The following is a 19776-nucleotide window of genomic DNA, read 5'->3' as shown; positions in this document are numbered from 1 at the left end:
CCCACCTCTCGAACCGGTGCAGTGGGCCCCCGAGTTCGTCACCTTACTAGGCGCCGGTGACAGAGCGACACCCTGCGAGCTCCTGGGGCTCCGCGGTCACCCTGCCCGGCAGCCGCCCGGGGTGCGCTGGGCTCGGGCGGAGGCGTAGAGGCACACCGCGGCCGCGGTCGCGAGATTGAGGCTCTCGGCCTTGCCGTGGATGGGTACGCGCACGACGGCGTCCGCGAGCGCACGGGTCTCCTCGGGCAGACCCCAGGCCTCGTTGCCGAAGATCCACGCGCTCGGCCCGCCCATGGTCCCGGCGTCGAGCTCGTCGTCCAGGTCGTCGTCCCCGGCCCCGTCGGCGGCGAGGATCCGCACGCCGGCGGACCTGAGCCCGCTGACGGCCTGCTCGACGGGTACGCCGACGGCGACGGGCAGGTGGAACAGCGAACCGACCGACGCCCGCACCGACTTGGGGTTGTACAGGTCCACGGACGCATCGGTGAGGACGACGGCGTCCGCACCCGCGGCGTCCGCGCAGCGCAGGACCGTACCGGCGTTCCCGGGGTCGCGTACGTGGGCGAGGACGGCGACGAGCCTGGGCCTGGCGGCGAGGATCTCCTCGAACGGCGAGTCGAGGAAGCGGCAGACGCCGAGGAGCCCCTGGGGCGTGACGGTCTGCGAGACCTCGGCCAGCACGGTGTCGGCGGCGTAGTGGATCCGGGCGCCCGCGGCGCCGGCGGCGGCGACGATGTCCGCGTAGCGCTCGGCCGCCTCGACGGTGGTGAACAGCTCGATCAGCGTCGCCTCACCGTCGCCGCCCCTGTGCGCCGCGGCCTCCCGTACGGCCTGCGGCCCCTCGGCGATGAACCGACGGTCCTTCGACCGGAAGTTCCGCCGGGCCAGGCGTCGCGCGGCGACGACGCGCGGGGATCGCGGGGAGATCAGCTCGGGGGTGTGCATGAGGTGCACTCACTTCTCTTCGGTCTCGTTCGTGGGCGCGGGGCCGCTTGCGGCGGGGCGTTGTCTCCCCTGCCGGACTCTTCCCGCAGTGTCGATCTGCGGCTCCGCCGCGCGGGGGCTCCGCCGCGCGGGACCCGGCGCCTCGAGCTCCCCCTGCGCCCTGCGGCCGTTCGGGGGACGTCAGCGGGACTGGTTCCGGGGCATCGCCCCTGACCCCCGACCGACGCCCTTCGGGCGCGGGACCGCGAGGCACCCGTCCCCACCGGCCCGAGGGCTCCTGTGGAGCCTGTCGGGCGATCGGGACGGCCGCGTGGGCCCGCCCGGGGGGTGACCCGGCACGCATCGAGCCCGCCGGGCGATCGAGCACCTGCACCGGGCCGGACACCGAGGCCGACCCCATGGTGCCGGTCACATTCCAGGGTGCCCGGGGGCTTGCCCTCGACGCGGCGAAGACGCCTCGGCACAGCCGGCACCGGCGGGGAGACGGCCGTGTCCGGTACGCCTCCGCCGGGCAGGGCCGCCGCGGGCGTCGGAATCACGACCCGACGCGGGCGGACCGCCCGGTGCGGGGGCACGGGGCCGTGAGGCCTCACGCACCGGCCCCGGCACGGTCTGCGTGCTCAGCCGGACGCACACGGACCCGCAGGCCAGGGGCCTGCGGGTCCGGGGTGTCCGGAGGGACGCGAGGGACGGCCGTCAGGCCGCCGACGCGGCCTTCGGGGCGTTGACGTCCGCCGGGAGCGCCTTCTGGGCGACCTCGACGAGCGCGGCGAACGCACCCGCGTCGTTGACCGCGAGCTCGGCGAGGATCTTGCGGTCCACCTCGACGTTGGCGGCCTTCAGACCCTGGATGAAGCGGTTGTAGGTGATGCCGTTCGCGCGGGCAGCGGCGTTGATGCGCTGGATCCACAGCTGACGGAAGTCGCCCTTGCGCTTCTTGCGGTCGTTGTAGTTGTAGACGAGGGAGTGGGTGACCTGCTCCTTAGCCTTGCGGTACAGGCGGGAACGCTGACCGCGGTAACCGCTGGCCTGCTCGAGGATCGCCCGGCGCTTCTTGTGGGCGTTGACTGCCCGCTTGACGCGTGCCACTTGTTAACTCCTTGTAGCGGGGCCGTGGTTGGACTCACACGACCCGGAAACGAATTGGTCCCGGTCTCTGCCCGGAAGCCCTCGTCACCGAGGGCGCGAAATCAGTCAGATGCCCAGCATCTTCTTGATCTTGGCGGCGTCACCCGGGGCCATCTCGGCGTTGCCGGTGAGGCGACGCGTCAGCTTGGACGACTTGTGCTCGAGCAGGTGGCGCTTGCCGGCGCGCTCACGGAGCACCTTGCCGGAGCCGGTGATCTTGAAGCGCTTCTTGGCACCGCTGTGCGTCTTGTTCTTCGGCATAGCGCCGTTATCTCCTCGTCAGTGCGCTTCCGTCGCCGATCCGTAAACCGGCAGCCGAAAGCGTCAGATGTGTCGGTTGATGTCCGGGACGGGTTGTCCTGGAATCAGGCCTCGGCGGGTTCCTCAGCGGAGGTCTCCGCCTGGGCGGGCTGCCCCTGGCGCTCCGCCTTGCGGGCGGCCTGGGCCTCGCGGGCCTCGGCCATCGCCTCGGTCTTCTTCTTGTGCGGACCGAGAACCATGATCATGTTTCGGCCGTCCTGCTTCGGGTTCGACTCCACGAAACCGAGGTCCTGGACGTCCTCCGCGAGCCGCTGCAGCAGTCGGTAGCCGAGCTCCGGCCGGGACTGCTCGCGACCACGGAACATGATCGTGATCTTGACCTTGTCGCCCTGCTTGAGGAACCGAACGACGTGACCCTTCTTGGTGTCATAGTCGTGCGGGTCGATCTTCGGCCGGAGCTTCATCTCCTTGATGACCGTGTGCGCCTGGTTCTTGCGCGCCTCACGGGCCTTCATGGCCGACTCGTACTTGAACTTGCCGTAGTCCATGAGCTTGCAGACAGGCGGACGGGCGTTCGCCGCCACCTCGACCAGGTCGAGGTCGTACTCCTGGGCAAGCTCCAGGGCCTTGGCAAGCGGAACAATCCCGACCTGCTCGCCGCTGGGACCGACAAGTCGCACCTCGGGAACGCGAATCCGGTCGTTGATGCGGGGCTCGGCGCTGATGGATCCTCCTCGGTAGCACCACGCGGCAGTCTGGCGGACAGCCACGCAACGTCTGTTTCCTTAGACCAACCGCACCGGGTCATCAAAAAACGCCCCGACGGAACACAGGCGGGGCTCCTTGAACTACCGGAACACCGCCGCGGTCAACCGCGGGGCGCTACTCGGACGGCTCCATCGTCCGTACGGAACGATGGTCGCCGTCTGACCGGTGACCCGCCACCCTGAGGGCGGCCAGGTGGGAGATCGGAGCCTCCACTTGTGGGTCGGACACATCCATGTCCGACCGGTCGTTACACAAGGTTAGCAGCTCCGGGCGGAAGGGGCTAACCGGCGGACGCCACGCGCCCGCCCGCACGTCACGGACTCAGCCGAAGACCGGGCCCGTGTACTTCTCGCCCGGGCCCTGGCCCGGCTCGTCGGGCACGACCGACGCCTCGCGGAAGGCCAGCTGGAGCGACTTCAGGCCGTCGCGCAGCGGCGCCGCGTGGAAGGAACTGATCTCCGTCGCACCGGCGTCGAGCAGCCCGGCCAGCGCGTGGACCAGCTTGCGGGCCTCGTCCAGGTCCTTGTGCTCCTCGCCGTCCTCGGTGAGGCCGAGCTTCACCGCGGCGGCGCTCATCAGGTTGACCGCGACCGTGACGATCACCTCGACCGCCGGAACCTCCGCGATGTCGCGGGTCATGGCGTCGAAGTCGGGGGACCCGTCGCCCGGGGTCGCGTCGCCAGGGGTCGCATTGCTGGGGGTCGCGTCACTCATGCGCCACACGATATGCGGTGGCCCTCAGGGCCGTACGTACAGGGGCTCCCCCGGAGGCACTGCATCCGGGGGCAGCAGCGCGAGGTCGAGTCCGCGCACCAGCCGGGCCCGCAGCGTCTCGTCGGCCGCCAGCGCGCGGGCGACGCGCCGGGCCGCCTCGGCGGGGACCGCGTCCGGTTCCAGAACGAGCGCCAGGGTGCCGTCGGCGCTGCCGGGGCCGAGGTGGGCACGGAGCACCGCGGGCTCGGCGGCGACCACCGCCAGTACCGCCGCCGTCACCGACGGGTCGGCCAGCGGGTCGGTGCTCGTCCGCCCCTCTGCGAGGGCGAGCAGGGCGGGGCCGGTGAGCTGGTACGGCACCGGGCCGGCGAGGTCCAGCACGACCGTGTCCGCCTTCTCGTGAACGGCGGCCTGCAGCGCCTGGTGCAGGGGGACGGCGACGGGCCGCGCGGCCGGGTCCCAACGGGCCAGCGACTCGGTCGACGTGAACGCGGGCAGCGCCCGGCGGTCCCCCGCCGTCAGCGTGGGCACGGCCATGTCGCTCGTCTTCTCGCGGCGCAGTCCGCCCACCCGTCTCCCACCACCGCCCTTGTCCGACGCTGCGCGGCCCCTCTCATCGTCCTCCTCCACCTCACCGAGCACGGCGACGACGGGGACGAGGAGGCGGGCGCCCTTGAGCGCCTCGAGGACCGGCTGCTCGGCGGTCCTGTCCGCGGCCCAGGCGGCGAGGGCCGCCGTCAGGGCCGGGTCGGCGGTGCCGTCGTCGTCGGAGAAGCCGGGATCGGGAATGTTCTTGAGCGCCACGCAAGGAGCCTAACCTCCGCTGTATGAGTGCCTGTGTCTCGGTCGCCGTGCACGACCTGGAGAGCGGCCGTTGTGTACGGCGACGACCGGTCGTACGTCTGCGCAAGCATCGTGAAGGTCTCGATCCTGGCCGCACTGCTGCTGCGCGCCGCGGACGAGGGGCGTGAGCCGAGCGGGCGCGAAGAGGCGTACGCCGAGGCGATGATCGTGCGCAGCGACAACGACGCGGCGACGGCGCTGTGGGAGGTGATCGGCGGGCCCGCCGGGCTGGACGCGGCGCATGCCCGGCTCGGGCTCGTCGAGACACGGGCCGACCGGGCGTGGGGTCTCACGCGGACCACCGCACGGGATCAGCTCACCCTGCTGCGGGCGGTGTTCGGCGGGGCCCGTCCGGAGTTCGAGCGGCTGATGGGTCACGTCGTCGCGGGCCAGGACTGGGGGGTCTCGGCGGCCGGCGGGGACTGGGCGCTGAAGAACGGCTGGCTGCCGGAGCGGGACAGCGGGCTGTGGGCCGTGCACTCGGTGGGGCGGGCCGGTGGTCTGCTGATGGCCGTCCTGTCGGACGGCCATCCGACCCTGGACGCCGGGGTCGCGCGCGTGGAGGCGGAGGCGGTCGGGGCCGCGCTTCAGGTGCGCCGGCGGCCGCCGCGCCACAGGACGACCGCGCCGGCGAGCAGCAGGGCGCCGATGCCTCCCGCGACGGGGACGAGCAGACCGCCCGGCTCGTCGGCGGCGGACGGGGCGGCCGGGCCGCTGCCGAAGTAGCGCTTGCGGTAGTCGGACGTGGACGCGGCCCTGGCATCGGCCGGGGCGATCTTGTCGGCCGCCTCCAGCGCGGCGGCCGGGTCGACGATTCCGTACCCCTTGGCGTCGTCGCGCCCGCTCCTGGGGCCGTTCCGTGCGGTGTCGGCGAGGAGTTCCTTGATCTGCGCCGGGGTCAGGCCGGGGTGGGCGGACCGCACGAGCGCGACGGCTCCGGAGACGAACGCCGATGCGGCGCTGGTGCCCCACCCCTCGTAGTAGCGCCGGTCGGGGTGGGCGATGACGACATCGACGCCGGGGGCGCTGACGGTGGCGTACCAGCGGCGGGTGGAGAAGGAGGCGCGGGTGCCGAAGCGGTCGACGGCGGCGACGGCTATGACGCCGGGGTAGGCGGCGGGATACGAGATGTGGTCGCCCTTCTCGCCGCCGTTGCCGGCCGACGCGACGACCACGGCGCCCTTGGCGAGGGCGTACTGGACGGCGGCGTCCTCGCTCTTCTCCGGGTGCGCGGACTCGCTGTCGTCGCCGAGGGAGAGGTTGATGACGTCCGCGCCGTGGTCCGCGGCCCAGCGGATGCCGTCGGCGAGGGCGGAGCCGCGGGTGCTGCGGGCTCTCTTGCGGGCGGGGTCGTTGCCTTCGAGGATCACCCGGACCGGCTGGATCTTCGCCTCGGGGGCGATGCCGAGCACCCCGTCCTCGCGGCCGGGCCCGTGGCCGTGTGCCGCGATGATCCCGGCCATGGCGGTCCCGTGCTGGGCCCAGGCGCGGTCACCGCGCTCGGCCCCGAAGCCGATGAGGTCCTTGGTCGGGAGGACCTGGCCCGTCAGGTCGGGGTGGCTGTCGTCGACGCCGGTGTCGAGGACGGCGACGGTGATCCCCTTGCCCCTGGTGGTCTGCCACGCCTCGTCGGTGTGCATCGCGTCGAGGGCCCACTGGCGTGCGCGGATGCCGTCGGCCTGGGCGGGCGCGGCTGACACGAGGACGAAGGCGAGGGCGGCGGCGAGGGCGCCGCCGGCGCGGCGGCGCGCGGGCCCCGCGATGCGGACGGGCCTCGGGGCGTGGGCGGGCCGCGGGGTCACTCGGGGCGCTCCGTGGCCGGGGATGCGATCTTGCGCAGGGCGCGTTCGACGCGGTCCGCGATGCCCTTGGCCTCGTGGCCCAGGCCTGCCTGGGCGGGGGCGGAGGTGGCTCCGGTGACCATCGCCTCGCTTGCCGGCTGGGGGTCGGCGACGGTACGCCCGTCGGCGAAGCCCGAGACGGCGTACACGATGACCGGCGCGTCGCGCAGGACACTGACGGTCCAGCTGGCCCGCTGCTTGTCGCCGAAGCCCGCGGCGGCGGTGCCGGGGGCGGCGAAGGTCCGGGGCATGAGGTCCGCGCGTTCGTCCAGGCCCTCGCGGGAGAAGCGGGTGCGCAGGGCCGCCATCGCGTCCTGGTCCGCCTCGGTGAAGATCATGCCGACGGTGGTGACGGTGGTCGCGGTGGCATCGGTGTACGTCGCCCGCAGGACGCGCAGGCAGCCGACCGGCTGCACCACCTTCACCAGCAGCGGGTCGAGGGCCCCCGCGCAGGGCCCGTCGGGCGCGACGGCGATCCGTGTCCAGGAGCGGTCGGCGCGGCCGGGCCCCGCGCCGGGTCCGTTCAGCGTGCGCGGGAAGAGGCCGTCGACGGGGACGCTGTGCCAGAGGCTGCGTGCCTCGGTGTAGCCGCCGGTGACCGTGGGCGACGTCGACGGGTCCCCGGCGAGCCAACTGCCGGTGACGGCACCCCCGGCCAGCCCGAGCCCGAGGACCAGGCAGGCGACCGCGGCGGCGGACCGTGCGGGGCGGCGGGTGCGGATGGGCCGCAGCCGGGTGGTGATCTCGGTGGGTGTCTCGGGGAGGGCGCTCGCGTACGGGAGGACCGGCGGCGTCCACGGCGGCCGCGAGGGCTGCGGCGGAACGGCCGCGCCGCTTGGGGGCATCCGGGTCGGAGCCGCAGGGCGCGCCTGCTCGGCGTAGGGCCGCGATCCGGCGCCTCCCTGCCCGCTCGGCCCCGTCGAGGCGTCCCCCTGCGCGGGAACGGCGGCGACCGGCCGCCTCCCGGGCGGTGGCCCGGTCGGGCGCGGGGGCACGGCGCCGGATGCCGCGCCGGAAGCACCGGCCGCGGCGCGCTGCGACGGTGGTGGTGTCGAGTCGGTGATCGGGCGGAGGCGGGTGGTGGTCTCGGCGGGTGTGACGGGGGGCTCGGCCGGAGGCGCCGGAGGAAGGAGGGCGTCCGTGATGCGCGACGAGCGTGGTGCTTCGGTGCTCATCCGCCCCCCGTTTCCCTCGTCTCGTAGCGCCGGCGGATCGCCCTTCGGGGCACGCCCGTTCGTCACCGCGTGTGCTCACTCTAAGGGCTGACACAGGCCTCGCGGGAACAGGACCGCAGGCACGGGGCATCTGACCGGAACGTCCCCCTACCGTCCGGTAATTGGGTCTGGCAAGCTCGGGCCATGACTCCCCGTGCCGCAGACCGGACCCGGTACGACCGGGCCACCGCCCATCTCGACGCGCCGCTCGCCGTCGTGGATCTTGAGGCGTTCGACGCGAACGCGGCGGATCTGGTCCGCCGGGCGGGCGGGAAGCCGGTCCGGGTCGCGAGCAAGTCCGTCAGGTGTCGTGCGCTGCTGGAACGCGTGCTGGCCATGGACGGCTTCGCGGGGATCATGTCGTACACGCTGGCGGAGTCGCTCTGGCTGGCCAGGGCCGGCTTCGACGACGTGCTCCTCGCCTATCCGTCGGCCGACCGGGCCGCCTTCGCCGAACTGGCCGGGGACGCCAAGCTCGCCGCCGCCGTCACCGTGATGGTCGACGACCCGGCGCACTTGGAGCTGATCGACCGTGCGCGGGACGGCGGCACGGAGGAGATCCGGATCTGCCTGGAACTGGACACGGCGCTGCATCTCCTCGGCGGGCGGGTACGGATCGGGGCGCGCCGTTCGCCGCTGCGCGACCCGGCTCAGCTGGCCGGGCTCGCCCGGGAGATCGTCCGCCGCCCGGGCGTCCGGCTGGTGGGCCTGATGGCGTACGAGGGGCATGTCGCGGGAGTCGGCGACGCGGTGTCGGGGAGCCCGTTGCGGTCGCGGGCGATCCGCCTCATGCAGGCGGCGGCCCGCCGCGAGCTGGTACAGCGCCGCGCCGCCGTCGTGCGCGCGGTGCGGGACGTGGCGCCGGACCTGGAGTTCGTGAACGGCGGCGGCACGGGCAGTGTGCAGCACACGGCGGCCGAGGACGCGGTCACGGAGATCGCCGCGGGCTCCGGGCTCTATCTGCCGAGGCTGTTCGACAACTACACGTCCTTCAGCGGGCGGCCCGCTGCGCTGTTCGCCCAGCCGGTGGTGCGCCGCCCGGGCGTCGGCGTGGTGACGGTGCTCGGCGGCGGCTATCCGGCGTCCGGGGCGGCGGGACGGGACCGGCTGCCGGTGCCGTATCTGCCGGAGGGGCTGCGGTACGACCCGGCGGAGGGGCCCGGGGAGGTGCAGACCCCGCTGCTGGGCGCGCCGGCCGACGATCTCCTCATCGGTGACAAGGTGTGGTTCCGGCACGCGAAGGCCGGGGAGCTGTGCGAGCGGTTCGACGAGCTGCGGTTGATCGAGGGGGACCGGGTGGTGGCGTCCGTACCGACATACCGGGGCGAGGGCCGTACGTTCCTCTGAGCGCCGCCACGGACACCCCAATGGGCCGGCCACCGGCCAGGACGCCTCCGCTCACGTCGCCGACCGGACGGAAACCGGCGACGGAACGGCTGCGACGGGCCGGGAGGTGCCCGGTCCGGGCGGTGCCCTCCCACCGGCGTCAGGTGGCCGGGGCGCCTGGATCCGGGTACCGGCCCGGCGGGGTCGTCATGCTGACGCCGTCGGCCTAGAGAGGGGTGACGTACGCCCCCGAGATCCCTCCGTCGACGAGGAAGTCCGTCGCGTTGACGAACGACGAGTCGTCACTGGCGAGGAAGGCCACGGCCGCCGCGATCTCGTCCGCGTCGGCGAAGCGCCCCACCGGGATGTGCACGAGACGCCGCGCGGCCCGCTCGGGATCCTTGGCGAACAGCTCCTGCAGGAGCGGGGTGTTGACCGGTCCGGGGCAGAGGGCGTTGACCCGGATGCCCTCGCGGGCGAACTGCACCCCCAGCTCGCGGGACATGGCGAGCACCCCGCCTTTGGAGGCCGTGTACGAGATCTGCGAGGTCGCGGCGCCCATGCGGGCCACGAACGACGCGGTGTTGATGATGGAGCCCTTGCCCTGACGCCGCATGTAGGGGATGGCCGCCTTGCAGCACAGGTACACGGAGGTGAGGTTGACCTCCTGGACGCGCTTCCAGGCGTCGAGGCCGGTCTCCAGGATCGAGTCGTCGTCGGGCGGCGAGATCCCGGCGTTGTTGAAGGCGATGTCCACGCTTCCGTACGTGTCGAAAGCGGTCCTGAACAGCGTCTCGACCTGTTCGGCGTCCGTGACGTCGACGCGGACGAACGTACCGCCGACCTCGTCGGCCGCTGCCTTGCCGGCGGCCTCGTCGATGTCGCCGCAGACGACGTTCGCGCCTTCGGAGGCGAGTCGGCGCGCGGTGGCCAGGCCGATGCCGCTGCCGGCACCGGTGATGACGGCGGTTCGGCCGACGAGGCGGCGGCAGACAGCAGTGATGTCGGTCATGTGGTTCAGGCCTCCGTGCTGATGAAGACGTTCTTGGTTTCGGTGAAGGCGGTGAGGGCGTCCGGACCGAGTTCGCGGCCGAGCCCCGACTGCTTGTAGCCGCCGAACGGGGTCCAGTAGCGGACGCTGGAGTGGGAGTTGACGGACAGATTGCCGGCGGCGACGGCCCCGGACACGCGCAGGGCACGGCCGACGTCACGGGTCCAGATGGAGCCGGAGAGGCCGTACTCGGTGGCGTTGGCCAGGCGTACGGCCTCGTCCTCGTCGTCGAAGGGGAGCACGACGGCGACGGGGCCGAAGACCTCTTCGGTGGCGATGGGCGCGTCGGGGGCGACGTCCGTGACGAGGGTCGGCGGGAACCAGAAGCCGGGGCCTTCGGGGGCGCTGCCGCGGACCGTTGCCAGGTCATCGGTGACATAGGACCGTACGCGGTCCAGTTGCACGCGGGAGATGAGAGGACCCATCTGCGTGATCTCGTCCGCCGGGTCGCCGACGACGACCGCCTTCAAGGCGGGCGCGAGCCGGTCCAGGAAGTCGTCGTACACGGACCGCTGGACGAGGATGCGGGTGCGGGCGCAGCAGTCCTGGCCGCTGTTGTCGAGGAACGACATGGGCGCGGCGGCGGCCGCCGCCTCGACGTCGGCGTCGGCGAAGACGATGTTCGGGCTCTTGCCGCCGAGTTCGAGCGTCACGCGCTTCACGCGGTCGGCGCACAGCGACATGATCTGCTTGCCGGTCCGGGTCGATCCGGTGAACACGATCTTGGCGACGCCTTCATGGCGTACGAGCGCGTCGCCCGCGATGTCGCCGCGGCCCGGCAGCACCTGGAACAGACCCTCCGGCAGGCCCGCCTCGAGGGCGAGTTCGGCGAGCCGCAGCGCCGTCAGCGGTGTGGTCTCGGCGGGCTTGAGAACGACCGCGTTGCCTGCCGCGAGCGCGGGGGCGGTGCCCCAGGCCGCGATCGGCAGGGGGAAGTTCCAGGGCGCGATGACGCCGACGACGCCGAGGGGTTCGAGGATAGTGATGTCGAGTCCGCCGGGGACCGGGATCTGACGGCCGGTGAGCCGCTCCACTCCCCCGGCCGCGTAGTCGAGCAGGTCGCGGACGTTGCCGGCCTCCCAGCGGGCGTTGCCGATGGTGTGGCCGGCCTCGCGGACCTCGATCAGCGCCAGTTCCTCGAGGTGGTCGTCGACGGCGGATGCGAAGCGCCTCAGCAGCCGGGCGCGGTCCGCCGGAGTCGCGGCCGCCCAGGCGCGCTGGGCGCGTGCGGCCCGGGCGACGGCGGCGTCGACGTCCGGCACGCCTGCGCCCGGGACGGTGGCGACGACTTCCTCGGTGGCCGGGTTGAGCACATCGAGTGCGTACGGTTGCGACAAGTGGTGCCTCACATGCGTTCGAAGGAGCGGCGGAGCTCCCAGTCGGTCACCGCGGCGTCGAAGGCGTCGAGCTCGACCCGCGCCATGTTGCGGTAGTGGGCCACGACCTCGTCACCGAAGGCGGCCTTGGCGATGAGGCTGTTCTCCCAGAGCTCGGCGGCCTCCCTCAGGGTCGTGGGGACGTGCGCGTAGTCGGCGGTGTAGGCGTTGCCGGCGCAGACCTCGGGGAGCTCGAGCTGCTGCTCGATGCCGTACAGACCGGCGGCGACGAGTCCGGCGACGGCGAGGTGCGGGTTGACGTCACCGCCGGGCAGCCGGTTCTCGAAGCGCATCGAGCGGCCGTGGCCGACGACGCGCAGCGCGCAGGTGCGGTTGTCGTGGCCCCAGGCGACCGCGGTGGGGGCGAACGAGCCCTGCTGGAAGCGCTTGTAGGAGTTGATGTTCGGGGCGTAGAGGAGGGAGAAGTCGCGGAGCGCGGCGAGCTGGCCGGCGAGGAAGTGCCGCATGACCGGGGACATCCCGTGCGCCGCGGCACCGTCGCCGTCCGCGGCCATCGCGTTGCGCCCGTCGGCGTCCTGCAGCGACAGATGGATGTGGCAGGAGTTTCCCTCGCGCTCGTTGTACTTCGCCATGAACGTGAGCGAGACGCCCTCCTGGGCGGCGATCTCCTTGGCGCCCGTCTTGTAGACGGCGTGCTGGTCGCAGGTGACGAGGGCCTCGTCGTAGCGGAACGCGATCTCGTGCTGGCCCGGGTTGCACTCGCCCTTGGCGGACTCGACCGTCAGTCCGGCGCCGGCCATCTCGTTGCGGATACGGCGCAGCAGCGGCTCGATCCGGCCCGTCCCGAGGACGGAGTAGTCGATGTTGTACTGGTTGGCGGGCGTCAGGCCGCGGTAGTCGGCGTCCCAGGCCTGCTCGTACGAGTCCTTGAAGACGATGAACTCGAGCTCGGTGCCGACCTGGGCCGTGTACCCGAGCTCGGCGAGGCGCTCGAGCTGGCGGCGCAGGATCTGGCGGGGCGCGGCGACGACGGGGATGCCGTCGTTCCAGGCGAGGTCGGCGATCAGCATCGCCGTGCCCTCGTTCCAGGGGACTCGGCGCAGGGTTGCGAGGTCGGGGTGCATGGCGAAGTCGCCGTACCCCTGCTCCCACGAGGACATCGCGTAGCCGTCCACCGTGTTCATCTCGGTGTCGACGGCGAGCAGATAGTTGCAGCCCTCGGTGCCGTGCTCCAGGACCTCGTCGAGGAAGAAGCGCGCGGCGAACCGCTTGCCCTGGAGCCGCCCCTGCATGTCGGGGAAGGCCAGGACGACGGTGTCGATCTCGCCGCTCGCGACGAGGACCCTGAGCTCCTCGACGGTCAGTGGGGGTGTGCGGTCTGCCACGGATTGCTCCCGCCTTCGTAGTGAACTGCTGGGCGCGCCGGCCGATCCGCTCCTGTTGCCGGGGGTCCGGCCCGCGGCGGAGCCGCTCTCCGGTGCGGTGCCCCCGGGGAATACAGTTCAGGGTCAGCCGGGAGACCATAAGGTATTACTGAAGACCATTGCCTGGGAAGGGGAAAGCGCAAGGTGTCGAAGGAGAGCGAGCGGACGGACCGGCTGTCGCACGTGCTCCGGCCGGTGCGGGCGGGCAACGGCTTCGAGGAGGCTCTCGAGCAGATCCTCCAGGTGGTACGGCTCGGACTCGTCCCCGGCGGCGAGCGGCTCCCCGCCGAACGCGAGCTCGCCGACCGGATGGGGATCAGCCGTGTCACCCTGCGCGAAGTGCTCAAGGTCCTCCAGGAGCAGGGGCTGGTGGAGAGCCGGCGCGGCCGCTACGGAGGAACGTTCGTGCTGCACCGCGGCCGCGTCCCGGGGGAGGAGGAGCTGCGCCGGCGCATCACGACGGTCGACGTCGAGGACACACTCCGCTTCCGCGAGGTGCTGGAGGTCGGCGCCGCGGGGCTGTGCGCGGCGCACGGCCTCACCGACGAGGGCGCCGAACGGCTGCGTACGGCGCTCGCGGCGACCCACGACGCACCGCTCGACGACTACCGCCGGCGCGACACGCTGTTCCACCTGACCCTCGCCGAACTGTCCGGCTCCCCGAGCCTGACCGCCCGGTACGCGGCCGTACGGGCCACCGTGAACGATCTGCTGGACTGCATTCCGCTGCTCGTACGGAACCTCGAGCACTCCCAGCAGCAGCACACGGCGCTGGTCGAGGCAGTACTGGAGGGCGACGCCGACGCCGCGCGCGAGGTGATGCGGGAGCACTGCGCGGGCACGGCGGCGCTGCTGCGGGGCTTCCTCACGTAGGCCGTGACGTAACCCGAAAGTAACGCACGGGTCTTGCGTTTTCCCGGCGCCCGACGCAAAGGTATGGCTCCACTCCATTGGGCCCGACGCGGGAGCTCTGCCATGACGCTGGAAGACACCACCGGGAGCAACACACCACCACCGGACGACTATCTGGAGCGCCGCACGCTGCGGCGCGGCAGCGCGGGCTGGCTGCTCCTCACGGGGCTCGGTGTCGCCTATGTCGTCTCCGGCGACTTCTCCGGCTGGAACATCGGCCTGTCCAAGGGCGGTTTCGGCGGGCTCGCCGCCGCCACCGTGCTGATGGGGCTGATGTACGCGTGCCTCGTCTTCGCGCTCGCCGAGCTGTCCGCGATCCTGCCCACGGCGGGCGGCGGCTACGGCTTCGCCCGCAGGGCGCTCGGCACCTGGGGTGGCTTCCTCACCGGTACGGCGATCCTCATCGAGTACATCCTCGCGCCCGCGGCGATCGTCATCTTCATCGGCGACTACGTCGAGTCGCTCGGGCTGTTCGGCCTCACCTCGGGCTGGCCGGTCTATCTGGCCTGCTTCGCGATCTTCATCGGGATCCATCTCTGGGGCGTCGGCGAGGCGCTGCGGTTCAGCCTCGTCGTGACGGCGATCGCGGTCGCCGCGCTCCTGATCTTCGCGGTGGGGGCGTTCACGGACTTCCAGGTGAGCGGCCTGGACGACATCCCTGTCGACGAGGGCGCTCTGGGGTCGAGTTCGTGGCTGCCGTTCGGACTGCTCGGCATCTGGGCGGCGTTCCCGTTCGGCATGTGGTTCTTCCTCGGGGTCGAGGGTGTGCCGCTCGCCGCGGAAGAGGCGAAGGATCCGGTGCGGTCGATGCCGAGGGCCCTCGCCGTCTCGATGGGCATCCTCGTCCTGCTCGCCCTGCTGACCTTCTTCGCCTCCACCGGGGCGCGCGGCGCGGCCGCCATCCAGGAGGCGGGGAACCCGCTGGTGGTGGCGCTCCAGGGCGACGGCGATCCCACCGCGCTCAGCCGCTTCGTCAACTACGCGGGCCTCGCGGGCCTGGTGGCCTCGTTCTTCTCGCTCATCTACGCCGGGTCACGCCAGCTCTTCGCCCTCTCCCGCGCTGGGTACCTGCCCCGGTTCCTTTCACTGACCAGCCGGCGGAAATCCCCCTACCTGGGGCTCCTCATCCCGGGCGCGATCGGTTTCGCGCTGGCGGCCGCGACCGGGGACGGGGCTCGGATGCTGAACATCGCCGTCTTCGGCGCGACGATCTCGTACGCGCTGATGGCGCTGTCGCACATCGTGCTTCGGCGTCGCGAACCGGAGCTGCCGCGGCCGTACCGCACACCGGGCGGTGTGCTGACCTCGTCCGTGGCGTTCGTGCTCGCGCTGTCGGCGCTGGTGGCCACCTTCCTGGTGGACAAGGACGCGGCGCTCATCGCCCTCGCCGTCTACGGCGTCGCTCTCGCGTACTTCGCCTTCTACAGTCGGCACCGGCTGGTGGCGCGGGCGCCGGAGGAGGAGTTCGCGGCGCTGGCCGTGGCCGAGGCCGAACTCGCACGCGACTGACCGGAGAAGAACAGTGACCCAGCCGCTCATCGGCGTCAGCACGTACCTGGAGCGGGCCTCGTGGGGCGTGTGGCAGCTGCCCGCCGCGCTGCTGCCCGAGGGCTATCCGCGGCTCGTCCAGTCGGCCGGGGGCATCGCGGCGATGCTCCCGCCGGACGATCCGGGGCGTGCGGCGTCCGTCGTGGCCCGGCTGGACGGGCTCGTCGTCGCCGGCGGCCCGGACGTCGAGCCGGTCCGCTACGGCGCCGAGCCCGACCCGCGCACCGGGCCGCCGGCGCGGCAGCGGGACGCGTGGGAGCTGGCACTGATCGAGGCGGCGCTGGCGTCCGGGACACCACTGCTCGGGATCTGCCGGGGGATGCAGCTGCTGAACGTGGCGCTCGGCGGGACGCTCGTCCAGCACATGGAGGGCCATGCGAAGGAGGTCGGCGTCTTCGGGCTGCACCCGGTGACGCCGGTGCCGGGGACGCGTTACGCGGCGCTCGTGCCGGAGGAGTCCGCCGTGCCGACGTACCACCATCAGGCGGTCGACCGCCTCGGCGCGGGGCTCGTCGTGTCGGCGCACGCGGAGGACGGCACGGTGGAGGCGGTCGAGCTACCGGGGCCGGGGTGGGTGGTGGGCGTGCAGTGGCACCCGGAGATGGGCGGGGACACGCGTGTGATGAGGGGGCTGGTGCGGGCGGCCTCGTGAGGTGCGGGGGTGCACGGGGGCGGGGCGTTCGGGCCTCCCGGGGCGGTGCGGTCGGCGGGTGCCGTGGTGGCGTCCGGTGTGTCCGTCCGGGGCTTCCCCCTCGCTCTGCGGCGTGGGGCCGCGGGCGGGCTCGTGGTGCGCCGACGGGTGGTGGGGCGGTGGCCCTCGGGGGTCGTCTCCTCGGAATCGGTGGGTACGACGTCATCCGGAACGGGGAGCCGATTTCTGCGGGGGCGACCCCGCGCGGCCCCGCCCCGGCCGCCCCCGGGTACGGATCGTGGGCCGTTCCCCAGGGGGCTGTGGGCAGTCGTCCCACTGCGGGCCCAAGTGGGAAGTCCTGGGGGGAGGCGGGAGGTACCTCCCCTGCTGGAAGGGCTGTGGGGGAGGGTGGGCACACACCACCCATCGTCGGCAGACGGACGCGCAACCCGCGGCGCACCGGTCACCCCGCACCCCGCCGCGTCAGGGACAGGAGGTCGCGGGCCGGGCCCGTGGGGCGGTGGCCCGACGGCCAGACCGCGCGAAGGTCGCGGCGCAGGTGGACGGCCTCCAGCGGGACGCGGATCAGGCGGCGCGCCGCGAGTTCCTCGGTCACCGCCAGCTCGCTGAGGACGGCCGGCCCCGCGCCGCTGACCGCCGCCGCCTTCACCGCGGTCGTGGAGGCGAGTTCGAGCAGCGGCTCGGCGAGCCCTCCGTAGCGCGCGAGCGCCGAGTCGAGGACCTGCCGTGTGCCCGAGCCGCGTTCGCGCAGCACCAGCGAGGTGGCCGCAAGCTCCTGCGGCGGCAGCGGCGTGCGGCGCCGCGCCCACACGTGTCCGGGAGCGGCCACCACGACGAGCCGGTCGTGGCCGATGACCGCGCCGTCGAAGCCCGGCGGAACGGCGAGCCCTTCGACGAAGCCGAGGTCCGCCTCGCCGCGCAGGAGCCTCTCCGCCACGGCGGCCGAGTTCCCGGCGAGGAGCGACACCGACGTGTCGGGCCGTTCCTGCCGCAGAGCGATGAGCCACCCCGGAAGCAGGTACTCCGCGATGGTCATGCTCGCCGCCACCCGCAGTCGCGAGTCGCGCCGGTCCCGCAGCGCCTGGGCGCCCACGTCGAAGGCCTCCGCCGCCTCCACGATCCGCCCGGCCCAGTCGGTGACGAGCGCTCCCGCGCCCGTGAGCCGTGAGCCGCGAGGCGAGCGGTCGAGGAGGGCGACGCCGAGCTGCCGTTCCATGGAGCGGATCCGGCTGCTCGCGGCGGGCTGGGTGATGCCCGTCTCGCGCGCCGCGCGCCCGAGGCTGCCGTGCCGGGCGACGGCCAGCAGCAGTTCCAGCGCACCGAGGTCGGGCACCCGGTGGGCCAGCGGGCCTCGACCCTGTCGCTCTTCGCTCATAAGGACAGCTTATGAGGACATAAGAGCAACATCCCTGGTGGGAGCCCTTACGGAGGCAGAGGCTTGCCGCATGGTCATCCCCTGGCTCCGCGATCTCGGGCCGAACTGGTACGCCACCGTCATGGGCACAGCGATCGTGGCCAACGCCGGTGCTGCCCTGCCGGTGCGGCCACCGGGCCTGCTACCCGCGTGCGAGACGGTGTGGGTGCTGTCCGTGCTGCTGCTCGCGGCCCTGCTCGTCGCCCGCGCCGGGCACTGGTTCCACCACAGCGACAGGGCCCGCGCCCAGCTGCTCGATCCTGCGGTCGCCCCGTTCTACGGCTGCCTCGCGATGGCGCTCCTCGCGGTCGGCATCGGCTCCCTGTCGGTCGGCCCCGGCGTCGTCGGTGAGCGGGCGGCGACGGTGACGGGCGCAGTCCTCTTCGCCGTCGGAACGGTCGTCGCGCTGGTGGTGGCCGTGGCGATCCCGTACCTGATGATCACGCGCCACAAGGTCGCCCCCGGCAGCGCTTCGCCGGTGTGGCTGCTGCCGGTGGTGGCCCCGATGGTGTCGGCGGCGGCCGGCCCGATGCTGGTGGGCCGGCTGCCCGCCGGCCCGTGGCGTGCGGCGCTGCTGGTGGCCTGCTACGGAATGTTCGGGCTGAGCCTGCTGGCGGTGCTGGTGATCCTGCCCTTCGTCCTCGCCCGGCTGGTCCGCCGCGGTCCGCTGCCGCTCGCCCTGGCCCCGACGCTGTTCCTCGTGCTCGGTCCGCTGGGCCAGTCGACGACCGCCGTGAACAAGCTGGCGGACGTGGCGCCGACGGCGGTTTCGGCCCCGTACGCGAGCGGGCTGGGCGTCTTCGCGGTCGTCTACGGAGTGCCGGTACTGGGCTTCGCCCTCCTGTGGCTGGCGGTGGCCGGCGCCCTGGTGGCCCGCGCGGCCCGCAGAGGGATGCCGTTCGCGATGACCTGGTGGTCGTTCACCTTCCCGGTCGGCACCTGTGTCACGGGCGCGGCGGGGCTGTCCGCCCACACGGGTCTGCCCGCCCTGGAGTGGCTGGCGGTGGGGCTGTATGTGCTCCTCATCGCGGCCTGGTCCGTGGCCGGGGTCCGCACGGCGCGCGGTCTGGTCAGCGGAGCACTGCTCGCAGTGCCGCGGGCGCCGCTGCCAGCGACGGCCCGTACCACGTGAGCATCCGCCCGTCGACGAGCGCGGCGGGCAGGCCGGGGAACGCCTCGGGACCGTCGTCCCGAGTGAAGCGGTAGGGCTCGTCGGGCAGGACGACGAGGTCGGCGCCCACCGCGTTGAGCTCGTCCACCGGGATCCGGGGATACCGTTCCGGGTGCCCGGCATAGACGTTCTCGACGCCGAGGCGGGCCAGCAGGTCCCCGGCGAAGGTGTCACGACCGAGGACCATCCAGGGCCGGCGCCAGACCGGCACGACCGCGCGCCGCACCTCGCCCGGCACGACCGCCGCCCAGGCGGCCTCCGCGTCGTCGAGCCAGCGCGGCCGGCCCGCGCCGCAGGCGCGCAGGACGCGCTCGAGTTCACCGAAGGCCTGTGGCAGCGTCCGGACCTCCGTCACGAGGACGTCGAGTCCGGCGGCGCGCAGGGCGGCGATGTCGGGGGCCCGGTTCTCCTCTTCGTTGGCGACGACGAGCTCGGGCCGCAGCGCGACGATCGCCTCGACGTCCGGGTTCTTGGTGCCGCCGACACGGGCCGCGTCGAGGTCCGCGGGGTGGGTGCACCAGTCGGTGGCACCGACCAGCAGCCCGGGGGCACCGGCCGCGACGGCCTCGGTGAGTGACGGGACCAGCGAGACGACACGCTTCGGCACGGCCCGTTTCACGGTCCTGTCTCGATGTGTTCGCGGACGGCGACGACGAGGAGGCGGGTGCCCGGCCTGGTGGCCCGCCACCGGTGCCGTACGCCTCCGGACAGATACAGGGTGTCGCCCTTCTCCAGGCGGTAGACGCGGCCCTCGGCCTCGACCTCGGCCGCCCCGTCGGCGACGTACATGAGCTCGTCGTTGCGATGCTGGTACTCCCGGTCCGCGTCCTGCTCCCCGGTGTACTCGACGGCATGCAGCTGGTGATGGCCGCGCACGAGGGACCGCACGCCCCCGGCAGTGCCGGAACCGGCGGAGTCGTCCGCGCGGACGACGTCGACGACGCGGGCGGAGTCCGCGGCGGCCAGCAGCTCGCCGGCAGTGGTCTCCAGCGCCTCGGCGACCCGCTGGAGGGAGCGCATGCTGGGCCGGGCCCGCTCGTTCTCGATCTGGCTGAGGAAAGGCACGGACAGGCCGCTGCGTTCGGCGACGGCGGCCAGCGTGAGATCGAGGGCCTTGCGGCGTCTGCGGACGGCGGAGCCGACGCGGAGTGTTTCCTTGTCTGCCATGGCTGCGTTCCCTCCCTCCTCTTCAGTACCTTACGCAGATTCCCGGCACCGATTCGCACA

Annotated in this window: 19 protein-coding genes and 1 pseudogene; 6 read left to right on the top strand and 14 right to left on the bottom strand. The window is 72.9% G+C overall.

Annotated features, from left to right (window positions below; genetic code table 11):
* Positions 1 to 96: 96 nt before the first annotated feature.
* From ABT078_RS05380 to ABT078_RS05355, 6 genes are all read right to left on the bottom strand, one after another.
* Entirely contained in the window at positions 97 to 945 is an 849-nt protein-coding gene (locus tag ABT078_RS05380) for a TrmH family RNA methyltransferase (protein WP_351224039.1), read from the bottom strand.
* Between the two features lie 696 nt (positions 946 to 1641).
* A complete protein-coding gene (rplT, locus tag ABT078_RS05375) occupies positions 1642 to 2034 on the bottom strand; it encodes a 50S ribosomal protein L20 (protein ID WP_242333133.1) in 393 nt (130 codons plus the stop codon).
* Positions 2035 to 2139: 105 nt separating this feature from the next.
* Positions 2140 to 2334 carry a 50S ribosomal protein L35 gene (gene rpmI, locus ABT078_RS05370; protein ID WP_019884943.1) on the bottom strand — a complete coding sequence of 65 codons (195 nt, stop codon included), beginning with the start codon at positions 2332 to 2334 and terminating at the stop codon, positions 2140 to 2142.
* A gap of 104 nt (positions 2335 to 2438) precedes the next feature.
* On the bottom strand, positions 2439 to 3104 hold the full coding sequence (gene infC / locus ABT078_RS05365; protein WP_351224035.1) for a translation initiation factor IF-3: 666 nt from the start codon (positions 3102 to 3104) through the stop codon (positions 2439 to 2441).
* 319 nt (positions 3105 to 3423) lie between these two features.
* Complete coding sequence (locus tag ABT078_RS05360; protein ID WP_351224033.1) at positions 3424 to 3816, bottom strand: DUF1844 domain-containing protein; 393 nt, start codon at positions 3814 to 3816, stop codon at positions 3424 to 3426.
* A 24-nt stretch (positions 3817 to 3840) separates the two neighbouring features.
* Positions 3841 to 4620 carry an SseB family protein gene (locus ABT078_RS05355; protein WP_351224031.1) on the bottom strand — a complete coding sequence of 260 codons (780 nt, stop codon included), beginning with the start codon at positions 4618 to 4620 and terminating at the stop codon, positions 3841 to 3843.
* Between the two features lie 201 nt (positions 4621 to 4821).
* Between ABT078_RS05355 and ABT078_RS05350 the strand changes: the two are divergent.
* Positions 4822 to 4941 (top strand): annotated as a pseudogene (locus ABT078_RS05350) (serine hydrolase); the annotation flags it as partial.
* A gap of 305 nt (positions 4942 to 5246) precedes the next feature.
* Here ABT078_RS05350 and mycP read toward each other — a convergent pair.
* Both mycP and ABT078_RS05340 read right to left on the bottom strand, forming a co-directional pair.
* The gene (mycP, locus tag ABT078_RS05345) at positions 5247 to 6422 is read right to left on the bottom strand and encodes a type VII secretion-associated serine protease mycosin (protein WP_351224400.1); all 1176 of its coding nucleotides are present in this window, start codon (positions 6420 to 6422) and stop codon (positions 5247 to 5249) included.
* Positions 6423 to 6457: 35 nt separating this feature from the next.
* Complete coding sequence (locus tag ABT078_RS05340) at positions 6458 to 7675, bottom strand: hypothetical protein (RefSeq protein WP_351224029.1); 1218 nt, start codon at positions 7673 to 7675, stop codon at positions 6458 to 6460.
* Between the two features lie 183 nt (positions 7676 to 7858).
* On the opposite strand from ABT078_RS05340, the gene ABT078_RS05335 reads away from it, so the two are divergent.
* Positions 7859 to 9061: an amino acid deaminase/aldolase gene (locus tag ABT078_RS05335; RefSeq protein ID WP_351224027.1), complete on the top strand. Its 1203-nt coding sequence runs from the start codon at positions 7859 to 7861 to the stop codon at positions 9059 to 9061.
* A gap of 205 nt (positions 9062 to 9266) precedes the next feature.
* On the opposite strand, the gene ABT078_RS05330 is transcribed toward ABT078_RS05335, so the two are convergent.
* From ABT078_RS05330 to ABT078_RS05320, 3 genes are read right to left on the bottom strand one after another with little or no spacing between them, the layout of a single operon-like run.
* A complete protein-coding gene (locus ABT078_RS05330) occupies positions 9267 to 10052 on the bottom strand; it encodes a 3-oxoacyl-ACP reductase (RefSeq protein ID WP_351224025.1) in 786 nt (261 codons plus the stop codon).
* Between the two features lie 5 nt (positions 10053 to 10057).
* A complete protein-coding gene (locus tag ABT078_RS05325; protein ID WP_351224023.1) occupies positions 10058 to 11428 on the bottom strand; it encodes an aldehyde dehydrogenase family protein in 1371 nt (456 codons plus the stop codon).
* 8 nt (positions 11429 to 11436) lie between these two features.
* Positions 11437 to 12813 carry a glutamine synthetase family protein gene (locus ABT078_RS05320; RefSeq protein WP_351224021.1) on the bottom strand — a complete coding sequence of 459 codons (1377 nt, stop codon included), beginning with the start codon at positions 12811 to 12813 and terminating at the stop codon, positions 11437 to 11439.
* Between the two features lie 183 nt (positions 12814 to 12996).
* Between ABT078_RS05320 and ABT078_RS05315 the strand changes: the two genes are divergently transcribed.
* From ABT078_RS05315 to ABT078_RS05305, 3 genes are all read left to right on the top strand, one after another.
* Complete coding sequence (locus ABT078_RS05315; RefSeq protein WP_351224019.1) at positions 12997 to 13725, top strand: FadR/GntR family transcriptional regulator; 729 nt, start codon at positions 12997 to 12999, stop codon at positions 13723 to 13725.
* Between the two features lie 102 nt (positions 13726 to 13827).
* Entirely contained in the window at positions 13828 to 15273 is a 1446-nt protein-coding gene (gene eat, locus ABT078_RS05310) for an ethanolamine permease (protein ID WP_351224017.1), read from the top strand.
* Between the two features lie 13 nt (positions 15274 to 15286).
* Positions 15287 to 15964 carry a gamma-glutamyl-gamma-aminobutyrate hydrolase family protein gene (locus tag ABT078_RS05305; protein ID WP_351224015.1) on the top strand — a complete coding sequence of 226 codons (678 nt, stop codon included), beginning with the start codon at positions 15287 to 15289 and terminating at the stop codon, positions 15962 to 15964.
* Positions 15965 to 16406: 442 nt separating this feature from the next.
* Here ABT078_RS05305 and ABT078_RS05300 read toward each other — a convergent pair whose 3' ends face one another.
* Positions 16407 to 17339, bottom strand: coding sequence for a LysR family transcriptional regulator (locus tag ABT078_RS05300; protein ID WP_351224013.1), 933 nt, complete (start codon positions 17337 to 17339; stop codon positions 16407 to 16409).
* Between the two features lie 70 nt (positions 17340 to 17409).
* Between ABT078_RS05300 and ABT078_RS05295 the strand changes: the two genes are divergently transcribed.
* Positions 17410 to 18510 (top strand): TDT family transporter, encoded by a 1101-nt coding sequence (locus ABT078_RS05295; protein WP_351224011.1) that lies wholly within the window; start codon positions 17410 to 17412, stop codon positions 18508 to 18510.
* On the opposite strand, the gene ABT078_RS05290 is transcribed toward ABT078_RS05295, so the two are convergent.
* Together ABT078_RS05290 and ABT078_RS05285 are read right to left on the bottom strand one after the other, a co-directional pair.
* Positions 18449 to 19156: a helical backbone metal receptor gene (locus tag ABT078_RS05290; RefSeq protein WP_351224009.1), complete on the bottom strand. Its 708-nt coding sequence runs from the start codon at positions 19154 to 19156 to the stop codon at positions 18449 to 18451. The two genes, ABT078_RS05295 and ABT078_RS05290, sit on opposite strands and share 62 nt — an antisense overlap.
* Before the next feature lie 8 nt (positions 19157 to 19164).
* On the bottom strand, positions 19165 to 19716 hold the full coding sequence (locus ABT078_RS05285; RefSeq protein WP_351224007.1) for a helix-turn-helix domain-containing protein: 552 nt from the start codon (positions 19714 to 19716) through the stop codon (positions 19165 to 19167).
* Positions 19717 to 19776: the final 60 nt, after the last annotated feature.

The organism is Streptomyces sp. NPDC002133 (assembly GCF_040296405.1).
Lineage (GTDB): Bacteria > Actinomycetota > Actinomycetes > Streptomycetales > Streptomycetaceae > Streptomyces.
The sequence above is the reverse complement of the archived record's forward strand: the minus strand, read 5'-3'. Positions and strand labels throughout refer to the sequence as shown.